Here is a 13,231-nt window from a genome sequence, read left to right as displayed (position 1 = left end):
CCCCACCCCCGCCCCGACCGCTCCAAGGGCCCCGCCCCGGCCGCCCAGCCGAACCAAGACCCGCAGGACAGAACGTGAAGCTCCGCATCGACCGAATCCTCGGTGACCGCCCCTTCGCCGAAGTCGGCGAGCCCGCCCTCGCCGTCACTGACGAGCGCCGCGACCTGCTGGCCGTGGAAGGTACACGCACGGCGGTGGCCGGGCTGCCGGACTTCGGCTTCACCGCCCCGGTCGGCGTCTACGGCACCAACAACCTGGCCTGCAGGGCCCTTCTCCGTGCGCGCCATCCCGTGCACGCGCTGGCCTTCCACCCCGCCCTCCCCCTCCTCGCCGTAGGCTCCGGCGCCTACGACGGCGGCTACTTCTTCGAGGGGGAGCTGCTTCTCCTGGACCTGGACACGGGAAGGACCACGTCACTGATCGAGCACCCGCTCGGCCGCCAGGTGCTGGGCCTGGAATGGCTCGGCGAGCACGCACTGCGCGTGCTGATGGCGCCGTACGACGACTGGCAGGACAAGGCCGCTTGGCACGAGGGCCACGTCGCGGTGATCCGTCGGCCCGACTGGACGGCCGTCCCGCCCCGGTCGATCGACGGTGCCGAACTGGCCGGGCCACGGGTGGCGGCCCCACGGGCCGACCGTCGGGAGGAGGCCCGCCGGACCCTGTCCGGCCTGAGCGCCGCCTGGGACCCGCGCCGCAACGTCCGCGCGGTCGAGGAGCTCTCCGACGGCAGGATCGTGGCGACGCTCGACGGCGTCCGGCTGGAGTGCTGGCTCCCGTCGGGGCGACGGCAGTGGGCCGTCCCGGACGACGACGGCGGCGAAGGCGACGACCGCGGCGACGGCGGCGAAGGCGGCCGGGACATCGTCGTCGCCTCGGACGAGCGATCCGCCTGGGTCGGTCTGAAGCCGCCCCCGTCCGAGCGGCGCGCCCGTCCCGTCGTCCGCCTCGCGCTGGACGACGGGGCGCGACTCGCCCACCTCGTCCCCTCCGCCACCGCGTCCCTGGTGCGCAGTGCCGACGGTCTGTCCTCCCTCGCGCCGGCCGGGGCGAACGGCGAGCGGAGCAGGCTGCGCATCCGACGCGGCAGCCGGATCTACTTCCGGAAGACCGCCGCACCGAGGAGACGACGGAACGACGAGGGTGGCGAAGCCCGGCTCGCGGCAGCGGACCTGGGGCCGCCCGCGGATGCCGGGCGTCCGCGTGAGCCGAGAGCGGCAGACGTCCGCGAACTCTCTCCCTACTCCTGGCAGCCGGGTGAGACGCACTTCGCCGGACCCGGCGTGGAGACCGCCGACGGCGACCTGATTCACGCCGGTACCGTCCACGACGGCCGCGGACTGCAGCCGGGGGGTTCGTTCGTCGTCCGGCGCGCGGTGGGCGCCGCACGGCCCGTCTGGGTGTTCCGAACCGACCGGAAGGCCACGGATCTCGACCTCGACTCGGACGTCGTCCACGTGACGTACGACGACGGCGAGATCGTGGCGCTCGATGCGCGGGACGGCCGCGTCCTCCGGCGTCGACACCTGACCGTCGCCGGAGTGCCCGTCGTCGCGAGCGCCCTGACGGTCGCCGGCCCCGGCCGACTGCTCCTCGGCACCACCGACGGCCGTCTCCTCGTCTGCTCCACCGCCGACCCCGCCCAGCGCCCCCCAGTTCAAACTGGTGATCGAGAACCGGGTCGGTTGTGACTATGATCGTCCGCAGCAAGGCCGTAGCGCAGAGGTCGTCGCGCCCACGCATCGAGCTGGAGGACGTCGGTTCGAATCCGACCGGTCTTGCGCCTGCTTGATGTCGACGCGGACGCCGGCCCCCGGCGGAGGACCGGTGGAGTGGTGATGAACCAGCCGACAACGCCCGTACGCTGCCCCGCGATCGAGCACCCCGACCTGCCCCTCGCGGACCCCGCGCTGCTCGCACCCCTGGTGGCCCGGCTCGCCGACACGCGCCCCGTCGCCGACGACGAGACGTTCCCGCTCGGCACCCTGCGCGCCGACGGCCGCGTGGACCTGTGCAAGCAGGGCCTCGGCCCCGACGGCGCGGCGCGCCTGCTGCCCGCAGCCGCCGGCTCCCCGCACGCCGCGCATCTGCTGCTCGGGACCAACTCCCTCGGGGACGAGGGCGCCCGGTCCGTCGCCGGCGTCCTGACTGCCGCCCGGAACACCGGCAGCCCCCACCACGACACCGGCACCGCCCACCACATCCAGACCCTCTACCTCGGCTGCAACCGCATCGGCCCGGACGGCGTGACCGCCCTCGCGGACGCGCTCGCCGAGGACACCACGGTGCGCGCCCTGTGGCTCAAGCGGAACCCGGTCACGGCGACCGGCGCCCGTACCCTCGCCGGACTGCTCCGCCGCAACAGCACGCTGCGCACCCTCGACCTCGTCAACTCGGGGATCGGCCCGGAGGGCGTACGGCTGCTCCTCGACGCCCTCCTGGACCGCGCGGCCCCGCTCGAACGGCTCTTCCTCGGAGGCAACGGCCTGACCGCCGCCGACGCCCCGCTGCTCGCCGCCCTCCTCCGCGACGCCGGGGTCCGCGAGCTCTACCTGCCGGCCAACCACCTCGGCGACGAGGGCACCGCCGTCCTGGCCGCCGCCACCGACCCGACCCGGCCCGTACGACTCGGCCTGGGCGGCAACGGCATCGGCCCCGACGGCGCCCGCGCCCTCGCCGACGCCCTCGACGGCATCGAGACCCTCGACCTCGGCCGCGCCATGTCCGAGCGCAGCCTCGGCTCCCCCGGCAACACCACCGGCGACGACGGCGCCCGTACGCTGGCCGCCGCCCTGCCCGGAAGTCCGCTGCGCCGCCTCGAACTGCGCCACACCGGCATCACCGGCCGCGGCGCCAAGAGCCTCCTCGCCGCACTCCCCGAGGGGCACCGCCTCGAATACGTCGGCCTCGGCCCGGGCACACCCCGCCGCGTCAAGCGCTCCTTCGCCGAACGGCTGCGGCCCGCCCTGCCGACCCACCCGGACCTGCGGGCGATCGGGAGCGTGTACCGATGACCACGCGTCCGCTCCTCCCCGGCGGCCTCTCCCCCGAGGACCTCTCCTCCTGGGCCCGCGTCCGCCGCTACGCCGTACCCGGCTGGATGATCGAACGCGCCACGGAGGCCCGCGAGTCCGGCGACTGGCGCGCGGCCTGCGCGGCGGCCGCCGTCGACGTGCCGGACGACCTCGACCCCGAGCGGATCGCCGACCGGTACGGCGCCGAGGTCGCCGCCCAGGTCGCCGACGACCTGCGACACCTGGCGCCCGACCTGCTGCGCTGGCACCTTCCGCGCACTCTCGGCGGCCACACCACCCTCGCCCCGTGCCGCCGCGTCGTCCTCGCCGCGTACGGCCGCCCCGGCCCGGTCCTGTCGCTGACGAACACCCCGATGCTGGCCGGGCCCCAGCGCCTCCGGCTGCACTTCGGCCCGGCCGTCCCGCCCGAGGGCGACAAGCTCCACGGACTGCTGTACGTCACGGAGGACTGGACCGCCGCCCGCCGCTTCTGGGACGCCCGCCGCTCCGGCGAACTGCGCTGGAGCGCGGGCGCCGTCGACGCCGTCGACCACGGCGACTCGCTCAGCACCCGGAAAGCCACCACCGACTCACCCCTCACCACGGGCTCACCCGTCACCGCCTCACCCGCCACCACCGACTCACCCCTCACCACGGGCTCACCCGTCACCGCCTCACCCCTCGCCGTTCCCCACGCCCGGCTCCCCTTCCTGCACCTCGACGGCACGCCCCTCACGCCCGAGGAACTGCCGGACGAGGCCCCCGACAGCGACAGCGACCCGGCCGCCCTCGCGGAATGGATCGCTGTCCTCCAGGCCCGGGGCGCGCACACCGAGGCGTACGCCGCCGCCGGGCTCGGCCTCGACCTCACACCCCCGCCCCAGGGCCCGCGTTCCTACCGGCAGCTCGACGTCGCCGGCCTCACCTCGTTCATCGCCCCGGACCTCACCCGTCTGGCGCACGAGACCCGGCGCCTCGCCCAGGCGGGACGCGGGTCGGCCTTCCGCCTCGACCTGGACTGGCGCGGGCATCTGCGGGTCGAGCTGGACCCCGGGGCCCCCGAGGGAACCCCGCCGCGCGTCTCCGGCCGCGAGCGCGGCCAGGAGGCCGGCATCCCGCGCCTCCCCACGTACGTCTGGCAGCGGCTGCCCGACATCGGTCTGCTGCGGGCCGGCCGGATCCGGCCCGAGGACCTGCACCCGCTGGTCACCGCCGCACTCTTCCCCGACCTCGGCGGCCCCGTGACCGGCCCACCCGGCCCGCGCACGCCCGGACCCGTCAGGGTCCGCTGCGGCGGGATCTGGCACGAGGTCGTCCAGCGCGACGGCGTCCTGACGGGCCCGCACACCGAACAGGAACGACAGCGCGAACTGGCGCTGCGCGCCTTCGGCGGCACCATCAGCGGCTGCTTCGCCGCGCAGGCCGCGTGGACCAGCGGCCGGGACCGGCTGCCGCGAGCGCTGCGGGAGCAGCGGAACGCGCTGTTCCTGCACGCCCAGCACGGTGACACGCCCGCCGTGGTGGCGCTGCTCGACGCCGGCACGGACCCGCACGTCCGCGACCTCAAGGGCCGCGGTCTGCTGCACGTGCTCCACCTGCTCGACCACCGGGAGCTGCTGCCGCGGCTGCTGGCCGCCGGACTGGACCTGGAGGCGAAGGACAAGGCGGCCCGCACCCCGCTCCAGACCGCCGTCCACGAGGGCGGTTCCGTCGAACTGGTCAGGGAGCTGCTCGCCGCCGGCGCCAGGATCGACGTCACCGACGAGATGGACCTGTCCCTCGCCCAGGCGATCCGCCGTTACGAACGGACCGACCTGATGTTCCTCCGGCGCCGCGTGCTGCGGGAGCATCCGGGCCTGGGCTCCGACTGGTTCGACGCGTACATGGACGAGCGGGACTCCTCCGCCGTCGACTGGAACGCGGACGCGGAGGAGGACCCGGCGGACGACAAGGAGATCCACCCATGACCGCACCGGCATCCGCATCCGCGCCCACGCCGACGCCCACGTCCAGTCCCACCTCCACGCCCGCGTCCGCATCGCCATCCCCCTCCACGCCCGTTCCCGCGGCCCTAGCGGCCGCCGACGCCCTCAACGCCCGCCTGAGCGCCACGCGCACCGAGCCCGCCGCCAACCCCCAACTGGAGGCGCTGGCCCTGGCAGTGACGGCCAATCAGCCCGTCCTCCTCTGGGGAGAGCCCGGCATCGGCAAGTCCGCCGGCATGGAGCAGCTCGCCGCCGCCCTCGGCGTACACCTGGAGACCGTCGTGGCCAGCGTCCACGAACCCTCCGACTTCGCCGGCCTGCCGATCGTCGGCGACGACCCGGCCGCGTCGGGCGTGCCGATGGCCCCGCCGGACTGGGCCGTCCGGCTGGCCCGTACCGGCCACGGCCTGCTGTTCTTCGACGAGCTGTCCTCGGCGCCACCGGCCGTGCAGGCCGCGCTGCTGCGGGTGGTGCTCGAACGCCGCGTCGGCAGCCTGTCGCTCCCCGCGTCGGTACGGATCGTGGCCGCCGCCAACCCTCCCTCCAGCGCCGCCGACGGCTGGCACCTGAGCCCCCCGCTCGCCAACCGCTTCGTGCACCTCGACTGGACGCACGACCCCCGCACCGTGGCCCGCGGCATGGCCGGCACCTGGCCCGAGACGGCCCTGCCGACGGTGGAACCGGGTCGGGTGTCCGGCGCCGTCGCACGCGCCCGGGGCGTCATCAGCGGTTTCCTGACCGCCCGCCCCGGCCTCGCGCACCACATGCCGAAGGAGGCCGAGGGCCGCGGCCGCGCCTGGCCCTCACCGCGTACGTGGGAGATGGCGCTGCGACTCCTCGCCACCGGATACGCCTCGGGCGCCGGGCGCGGGGCACGGGCCGCGGCCCTGACGGGCGCCGTCGGCGAGGCGGCCGGCATCGAGCTCCTCGCGTACCTGGAGAACCTCGACCTGCCCGACCCGGACCGGGTGCTCGCCGACCCGTCGGCCTTCGCACTGCCCGAACGCGGCGACCGCCAGCTGGCGTTCCTCATCGCCGTGGTCGCCGCCGTGCAGAGCGAGCCGACCCGGCCGCGCTGGGAGGCGGGCTGGGCGGTCCTCGCCAAGGCCGTGGACGCCGGAGTGCCCGACGTGGCGGCGCGGGCGGCCCGCGACCTCGCCGCGATGCGCGAGCCCGAGTGGCCCATCCCGCCCGGCATCGACGCCTTCCTCGAACTGCTCCAGCTCGCCGGCGCGCTGCCGGGCGCCCGCTGACCGGCCCCGCGCCATGACCCCACACTCCGCGCCGGCCGACGGCCCCGCCCGCCTCGACCGCGCCAAGCTGCTGGCCGCGCGCTACAAGGCGGCGGAGGCCCGCCCGTACCTGGCCTCCGCCCTGTACGCCCTGACCGTCGTCCCGTCGGAGCGGGTACGCACGATGGCGGTGGACCGGTACTGGCGCTGCTACGTCGCGCCCGCCTTCGTCGACGCGACCGGCGTCGAGGAGCTGGCAGGGGTGTGGATCCACGAGGCGGCCCATCTCCTTCGCGACCACCACGGCCGCGCCGACCGCCTGCCGGCCGCCGACCAGCGCGACCGGCTGCGGGTCAACATCGCCCAGGACTGCGAGATCAACGACGACCTCGTCGCCGACGGACTACGGCTGCCCCCAGGCGTCATGGAGCCACGCCTGTTCGGCCTGCCGACGGGTCGCCTCTTCGAGGAGTACCTGCGCGACATCCCGGCCTCCTGCCCCCATGCCCTGGACTGCGGCTCCGGAGCGCACGGCGTCCCCGCCCCGTGGGACCTGGGCGAGCACGCCGCCGACGGCACCGCGGGCGTGGGCCCGGTGGAAGGCGAGGCGCTGCGCCGCCAGACCGCCCAGGCCATCCGCGCCCACGCCCGCTCCCGGGGAACGATCGCCGCAGGCTGGCGGCGCTGGGCGGAGCAGGTCCTGGAACCCACCGTCGACTGGCGCAAGGCACTCACCGGCGCGGTCCGCGAAGCCGCGGCCTGGGCCGGCGGCGCGGTCGACTACACCTACCGCCGCCCCTCGCGCCGCACCCCGGCCCTCGGCGGCCGCGTGGTCCTGCCCAGCCTCCGCCGCCCGCTGCCCCGCGTGGCCGTCGTCGTCGACACCTCCGGCTCGATGACCGAGGAAGACCTCGCGACCGCACTGGCCGAGGTCTCCGGCGTACTCCGCGAGGTAGGCGTCGGCGGCAACCGCGTCACCGTCCTCGCGTGCGACGCGGACGTCCACGCCGTCGCCCGCGTGACCACCGTCGACCAGGTCGAACTGGCGGGCGGCGGCGGCACGGACATGACGGTCGGCATCCGTACGGCCCTGACCGCCCAAGACCCCCCGAACATCATCGTGGTCCTCACCGACGGCCACACCCCCTGGCCCCCGGAACCCGTCAGCGCCCGCCTGATAGCCACCCTCACAGACCCGAACGCCCCCCAGCCCCCACCCTGGGCGGAAACGATCAGAATCCCCCCACGCCCCTGACAGCCCCGCCGACGGCGAACACCGCCCGAGTAAACCCCTCGGGCGGCAGGTACCCATGCGCCTCGACATAGTGAGCAATCAACTCGGGCGCGGCATAAACAACATCCCCACCCCGCACCCATATCTCGGCACTCCCCTCCGGCACCCGCCCCCGCCGCCCGAACCTCACCCACCCACAGAACGGACACGGGTGAGAACCACGCGTCTGCTGAGCCCGATGCGAAACGGCCATCCCCCGCAACACCCCGCCCAGCCCCACAGGAGCAACCCCCCGCCGATATCCCCGCCCCCAGGCAAGCCACCCCACATTCACCACCGAAACACCAGGCCACAGCCGCCCGACCTCGCCCACCGAGCACTCCCCGCCATACGTATACGGCGTCAAATCCGCAAAATACGTCACACGCCCCACCTACCAACCCGGCGCCACACAGCCCCCGCCGAGCAACAAGCGACCCAGCTCAGCTCGAAGGCATACCCGTCGCCAGTCTCAAAAGAATTGGCCCATACCAACCGCGAGATCGACGCACCCCCGTCAGCAACCATGCGCATGCCGAGATGTTCCCACGCGCCCCGAGAAAGCTGTGGTCGAGTGGGAATGCCTTCCGGCCGGCGGCCGTTCCGAAGAACTCGTCGCCCCCGGTGAGCCTCGCATCGTGCCGGCCGGACAATGACGGGCCCGTCGTCTCCGCGATATCGCCCCGCCTGTCCGCTGCACTAACGAGCTCGTGCACGGTAAGCGGTGAGACGTCGAGCCCGGGATGGTTGATCATGGTCGGGTGGTGGGGAACGCGGCTCGTGCAGTGATCGTCAGCAACCGTCGGATTACGGGCCTGTCGGCCGATGTGATCGCTGAACTCGTTGCCGAAGTGGGGCCGTTGTGGCATGAGCGTCACCAGACCAAGCTGACCTCTCGGCCGCGGAAGCGCGCTGTGGGCGCCGGTGCGAAGCACCGGCTGGTGTTCGTCGACCGGCTCCTGGCCACGCTTGTGCACCTTCGCCACGGGGTTACCCACGATGTGCTGGCCTGCTGGTTCGCAGTCGACCGCTCCACCATCACCCGGGCCATCGGTGAGATACGACCCCTGCTCGCCGAGCGGGGGTGCACGATCAGCCCCGGCGTCCGGCTCCGGACGCTGGCCGAAGTCATCGGCCACCGCGGCGCCAGTGGGCAGACCGGCATCATCGACGGCACCGAGATCCGGGTCCGCCGGCCGGCCGCTGGACACAAGGACCGAGACACGTTCATCTCCGGAAAGAGCAAGCAGAACGCCGTCAAGTCCATGGTCCTCACCGACCAGAACGGAAGGGTGCTCTTCAGCAGCCCAGCCAGACCAGGCAGCTGCGCGGACATCACCCACGCCCGCCAGTTAGGACTGGTCAAGCTCCTGGCCGACGGGCCCGTCGTCGAGATCCTTGCCGATGCCGGCTACCAGGGGCTCGGCGCCCAGACCGGCGGACGCGTGGTGACGCCACCGCACCGGAAGTTCAAGAAGGACGCCCCGAACTGGTACGAGGAGATGCACGAGCGACAGCGCAAGGCGCACTCCTCACGCCGTATCCGGGTCGAGCACGGCATCGCCCACCTGAAGAACTGGCGGGCTCTCGCCCGTCACCTCGGCCGTCGTGAGCACATCAGCGACACCGTCCAGGCCGTCGCCGGCCTACTGTCCCACCAGCAGACCGCGGACCTGAACCCCCGACGACAGAGGTGAGCACCGGTCGCACCGAAGCCCTCGACGTCTCACCGCTTACCGTGCACGAGCTCGTAAGGCACTGTCCGGCGGATGATGTGATTACTAGGATCCAGGAGCGTCCATTCCCTGTTGGACAGGGCCGGGGGTCTGGGCGGATGCGGCAGTGATGAGCGGTGCGGATCCGGTGCTTCCCGCAGCGGATGGCGAACGGGGGGCCTGTGGGGAGTCGACGGCTGTATGGATGGCTCGGGGCGGCGGTGGCTCTGCTGCTCGCGATATCCGCTGCCATGCTTCTGGGCAGGTCGTGGACCGCCTGCGACGTGGGAGTGAACAACGCAGCCAACAGCGGTTTCCTGTTCTGGCTGTTCATCCCGGGCCTCTGGACGGTCCTGCTGCTGGCCTGGGTCGCGGTGGGCACCCTTCTTGGGAGCCGTCCCCTTCTCCATGCCCTTGCCCTCGCGGCGACGCTCCTCGGTGTTGTCTGGTGCGTCATCTCGATCTTCTGGGAGGGCGCCGCCACTCCTCCGTGCCCCAGCGGTGTGCCCCCGTGGTGGCCGAGCTTCATCCCTGCCCCGGGATTCTGAGAGCTCGGTCCCGGTGGGTCACGGCTTGAGCCAGAGGCGGACTGCTGCTGCGGTGACGGTACCGTGGAAGACGTAGGCCCGCTTGTCGTAACGGGTCGCGACAGCGCGGGAGTTCTTGAGGCGGTTGATGGTCCGCTCGACGTCGTTGCGACGCCGGTAGCGGTCGGGGTCGAAGCCAGTGGGTCTTCCGCCCGCACTGCCTTTGCGTCGGCGGTTGGCGCGTTGGTCCTTCGGTTCCGGGATGGTGTGCTTGATGTCGCGTCGTCGCAGGTAGCGGCGGTTTCGGCGGGAACTGTATGCCTTGTCGCCGCTGACGTGGTCGGGCCGTGTCCGGGGCCGTCCGCCCAGCGGGCGGGGAACCCGGATCCGGTCCAGGACCTCGATCATCTGCGGGGCGTCGCCCCACTGGCCTGGAGCGATCAGGAGAGCCATCGGGCGGCATCCGCCTCCCCGGCGAGGTGGATCTTGCAGGTCAGCCCGCCCCGGGACCGTCCGAGCCCCTCGTCGGGGCGGTGGTGCCGGGGCGTCGTCCTTTTTCGGAACCCGCGGTGCGGCCTTGCGGGCTCCGGCCGCGTGCTGGTGGGCTCTGCAAGAGGTCGAGTCGACACCGACCATGCCCCAGTCGATCCGGCCGGCCAGGTCGGCGTGGGCCTGGACCGCTTGCAGGATCCGGTCCCAGGTGCCGTCCGCCGACCAGCGGCGATGCCTCTCGTAGACGGATTTCCAGGAGCCGTATCGTTCCGGCAGGTCACGCCAAGGGACGCCGGTACGGATCCGGAACAGGATCCCGTTGAGCACGGTGCGGTGATCGTTCCACCGTCCTCCCCGCCTGCCGGAAAGCGGCAAATGCGGCTCTACAAGCGACCACTCGCGATTCGTTAGATCTCCCCGCCCCATGACCGAACCAACGAGCAACCAATCAGACAGTCACATGATCCGTCGGACAGTGCCTAGCGGACGCCGGGCACTCCAGGCTGCGTGACGTCGCTACCGCGTGGGCGCGGTTGCGTGCGGAGGACGGCGAGTCCGTCGACACGGCGATCGCGGACGCGATCGTGCGCGAGCTGGCGGACTCGTCAGCACCGCCCGGCGCCCGAACCAGAGCGTCTGCTGCTGTGTCGTGTAGGAGCTCATGTGCGGAGCGCGATGGCGACGGCGCCGCGGTGGCGATGCCGAGGAAGACACAACCGCCCTCGTCGAACTGCTTGAGCTGGATGATCGCTCGTTCGACCGTGCTGCGGGGCGGCCGTCGACCGCGTGAGCCATGACGTCAGCGGGCCGGCGTGACTGGATGACGTCGACGCCCCTCCCGGACACGCTGTCCGAGCGCCTTGATACAACCTCGTCATGCCATACCGATTCACCGCTCGCGTCGCCACCACAGAGATCGATCCTGACGGCTACTTCACCGAGGCCGCCCTCGCGGAGAGCGAGCACGGCGGCTTCACCCTGATGTTCATGGCGGGCGAAGAAGAGCCGGACGACCAGGACATCGCACCGGGAATGGACACGCACTGCCTGGTCACCGCTGACCAGGGGACGGCGTACGGATGCGTGCGTGAAGCCGTGGTGGAGGGCAACATCCTCCGCATCTCGCTGGATCCCGAGGCGCTGGAAAGCCTTCGGCTGGACGAAGCCGAGATCGAGGCCGTCCTGGAGGCACCGCCCGAAGACGTCACCCGCTTCCGCGAAATCCTTGCGCAGGTACTCGGCTACGGGCGAGCGGACGCCATCCCCACACGACTCGCGGCCTGAGGCAACCACGCTGCCATGCTCAGACCGGCCGCAGTCATCCCACCGAGGAGCGAGCCGGTGCGGTCCCGAGACGGGCGACCTAGGCGCGATTGCAGGCCCGGACAGCCCGGCGCTCCTCGGCCTCGGCGAGCACCGCGGCTCTGGCTTCCTCTCCAGCATCAAACCGCGCCGGCGCGAAGAGGTCGCCGGCGCTGACGTGCCGCTCCCAGTCGTCCCGCCAGAACTCCACCGTCCAGCCCCTCCACAACTCCGGTACCTCATAAGCCCGTGGCGAGGAGTAGAGGGACCACCAGCCCAGACGGCGCCGTTTTGGGTCGAGGTGGATGCCAGCGTTGACGTGCAGCTGACAGACTCCGTGGAGGGGCGCGTCTGCCAGTCGATCGAGCAGTGCGGCGCCTTCGCGGACAGGGTGGTCGAATGCGTCAGAGGCGACGTGGCAGCGGCCGGTGCTGACCGTGATCACCACTCCCCCTGGATCGGGTCCGGCCACGTCCTCGTCGTCGAAGGCGAGGAACGGCGCCAAGGAAAGCTCGGAATCGCGGCAGCGAACATACTCCGGGTCCAGCCCGACGTACTCCCGCAGCCCGGCCGAGCCGTCGTACAACCAGCGAACCTCCCAACCCGGCCACGCAGCTCGGATCAGCTCGAACGTGGCCGCGCGGTGCCGGAGCTCAGTACTGGGCCCCTCCCAGGCAAAGAACAGAAGCACCTTCCGGCCCAGGTCGAGCAAGACCCCGCCCTGGGCCATGGAATCGTCCAACCACCAACCATCCCGGCGAAGTCCGGGAAGCAGGGCGAGAACCGCCCTCGGCCCTTCCAACAGGTCAAGGTCGATTCCAACCGCCCACCCCGTCCGGTACAGCTCATGCCGGCCGTTCTCACGGACCACGATGACGTTGGCTCTGCTACCCATTGAGCCAGAATGACTGAGCCAGAGACGGCCGGCCATCCGTTTTCGGGCGGCGTCGAGGCTGCGGTAAGAAATGTTTGCGGCTCAGGCGCTGCACAGGGAAAAGTTCGCCCCGCTGATGGAGCACGGAGGGCAAATCGGTGGGGTGGGTGCGGGGGAATCTGCCACGATCACCGGATGGGTGCATGGGATGCAGTGGCAAGCAGAGTTGCTGGCGGGACCACCGTGACGTCCCAGCCCAGCGGCTCCTCGGTGGTCCCTCTGATACGCAGTCGGCAGCAGGTGCCCGTGTCACTGGGACGGTCTACTTACACGTGGTGTCATCTGTGGACCCTGCCAAGAAGCGGTGCAGATCAGCAACAACCGTGGCCACCTGAACCCGTGACCCACCAGCGGCATCGAGCCGCCAAAGCTATGCTGGCAAAACGAGTGCGCGTCCGCGAGGTCGATGAGGCGAGGGCCTTGCGGTGCTGCGAATACGCAGAGGAACGGGCTCCGTGGGTCCTGGCGGCGCGCGCAGATGGTGCTGCTGGCCGCTCAAGGCATGACGGTCGTGAAGATCGCCGAGTTGTCGTTCACGACTGACGACCGAGCCCACGGCGTAATCCACGACTTCACCGCCGACTGCTTCGACTCGCTCTACCCCAAGCACTCCGGCGGCCGGCCGAAGTCGGCCAGGGCCCCCGGTCCCGATGCACGTCTCCGGAACGCAGAAAAGCCCCGCACCAGAAGGTGCGGGGCTTTCCCACAATGATTGTTCGGCGGCGTCCTACTCTCCCACAGGGTCCCCCCTGCAGTA

10 protein-coding genes and 2 pseudogenes are annotated in these 13,231 nt (G+C 72.0%); 10 read left to right on the top strand and 2 right to left on the bottom strand.

Going from position 1 to position 13,231, the window contains the following annotated elements; all coding sequences use genetic code 11:
* Positions 1-74 precede the first annotated feature (74 nt).
* The 8 genes and pseudogenes from IF73_RS0135855 (at position 75) to IF73_RS0135825 (ending at position 9,767) form a co-directional block, all read left to right on the top strand.
* The gene (locus IF73_RS0135855; RefSeq protein ID WP_051717661.1) at positions 75-1,691 is read left to right on the top strand and encodes a hypothetical protein; all 1,617 of its coding nucleotides are present in this window, start codon (positions 75-77) and stop codon (positions 1,689-1,691) included.
* 17 nt (positions 1,692-1,708) lie between these two features.
* Positions 1,709-1,781: pseudogene (locus tag IF73_RS41320) on the top strand.
* Between the two features lie 57 nt (positions 1,782-1,838).
* A complete protein-coding gene (locus IF73_RS0135850; RefSeq protein WP_031015409.1) occupies positions 1,839-3,014 on the top strand; it encodes a hypothetical protein in 1,176 nt (391 codons plus the stop codon).
* On the top strand, positions 3,011-4,981 hold the full coding sequence (locus tag IF73_RS38320) for an ankyrin repeat domain-containing protein (protein WP_051717659.1): 1,971 nt from the start codon (positions 3,011-3,013) through the stop codon (positions 4,979-4,981). The genes IF73_RS0135850 and IF73_RS38320 overlap by 4 nt, the downstream gene beginning before the upstream one ends.
* Entirely contained in the window at positions 4,978-6,252 is a 1,275-nt protein-coding gene (locus IF73_RS0135840) for an AAA family ATPase (protein WP_051717657.1), read from the top strand. Before IF73_RS38320 ends, IF73_RS0135840 begins: the two co-directional genes overlap by 4 nt.
* 13 nt (positions 6,253-6,265) lie before the next feature.
* The gene (locus tag IF73_RS0135835) at positions 6,266-7,486 is read left to right on the top strand and encodes a DUF2201 family putative metallopeptidase (protein WP_031015403.1); all 1,221 of its coding nucleotides are present in this window, start codon (positions 6,266-6,268) and stop codon (positions 7,484-7,486) included.
* 803 nt (positions 7,487-8,289) lie between these two features.
* A complete protein-coding gene (locus IF73_RS0135830) occupies positions 8,290-9,201 on the top strand; it encodes a transposase (RefSeq protein WP_234338443.1) in 912 nt (303 codons plus the stop codon).
* Positions 9,202-9,440: 239 nt separating this feature from the next.
* Positions 9,441-9,767 carry a hypothetical protein gene (locus IF73_RS0135825; protein ID WP_031015399.1) on the top strand — a complete coding sequence of 109 codons (327 nt, stop codon included), beginning with the start codon at positions 9,441-9,443 and terminating at the stop codon, positions 9,765-9,767.
* 18 nt (positions 9,768-9,785) lie between these two features.
* On the opposite strand, the gene IF73_RS40095 is transcribed toward IF73_RS0135825, so the two are convergent.
* Positions 9,786-10,664, bottom strand: coding sequence for an IS5 family transposase (locus IF73_RS40095; protein ID WP_234338444.1), 879 nt, complete (start codon positions 10,662-10,664; stop codon positions 9,786-9,788).
* 450 nt (positions 10,665-11,114) lie between these two features.
* On the opposite strand from IF73_RS40095, the gene IF73_RS0135815 reads away from it, so the two are divergent.
* On the top strand, positions 11,115-11,522 hold the full coding sequence (locus tag IF73_RS0135815) for an Imm10 family immunity protein (protein ID WP_031015394.1): 408 nt from the start codon (positions 11,115-11,117) through the stop codon (positions 11,520-11,522).
* Between the two features lie 79 nt (positions 11,523-11,601).
* Here the strand turns inward: IF73_RS0135815 and IF73_RS0135810 are convergent, their stop codons facing one another.
* Positions 11,602-12,282 (bottom strand): hypothetical protein, encoded by a 681-nt coding sequence (locus IF73_RS0135810; RefSeq protein ID WP_158822249.1) that lies wholly within the window; start codon positions 12,280-12,282, stop codon positions 11,602-11,604.
* Positions 12,283-12,849: 567 nt separating this feature from the next.
* On the opposite strand from IF73_RS0135810, the pseudogene IF73_RS42780 reads away from it, so the two are divergent.
* Positions 12,850-13,117 (top strand): annotated as a pseudogene (locus IF73_RS42780) (IS630 family transposase); the annotation flags it as partial.
* Between the last annotated feature and the right edge of the window lie 114 nt (positions 13,118-13,231).

The organism is Streptomyces sp. NRRL F-5727, from assembly GCF_000719555.1.
Classification (GTDB): domain Bacteria; phylum Actinomycetota; class Actinomycetes; order Streptomycetales; family Streptomycetaceae; genus Streptomyces.
This window is presented reverse-complemented; position numbering and strand designations above follow the sequence as displayed.

Bases quoted from the DNA above. Each gene is read 5' to 3' on its own strand.
- IF73_RS0135850 (WP_031015409.1), top strand. From the start codon at position 1,839: ATGAACCAGCCGACAACGCCCGTACGCTGCCCCGCGATCGAGCACCCC.
- IF73_RS38320 (WP_051717659.1), top strand. From the start codon at position 3,011: ATGACCACGCGTCCGCTCCTCCCCGGCGGCCTCTCCCCCGAGGACCTC.
- IF73_RS0135840 (WP_051717657.1), top strand. From the start codon at position 4,978: ATGACCGCACCGGCATCCGCATCCGCGCCCACGCCGACGCCCACGTCC.
- IF73_RS0135835 (WP_031015403.1), top strand. From the start codon at position 6,266: ATGACCCCACACTCCGCGCCGGCCGACGGCCCCGCCCGCCTCGACCGC.
- IF73_RS40095 (WP_234338444.1), bottom strand. From the start codon at position 10,664: ATGGGGCGGGGAGATCTAACGAATCGCGAGTGGTCGCTTGTAGAGCCG.
- IF73_RS0135815 (WP_031015394.1), top strand. From the start codon at position 11,115: ATGCCATACCGATTCACCGCTCGCGTCGCCACCACAGAGATCGATCCT.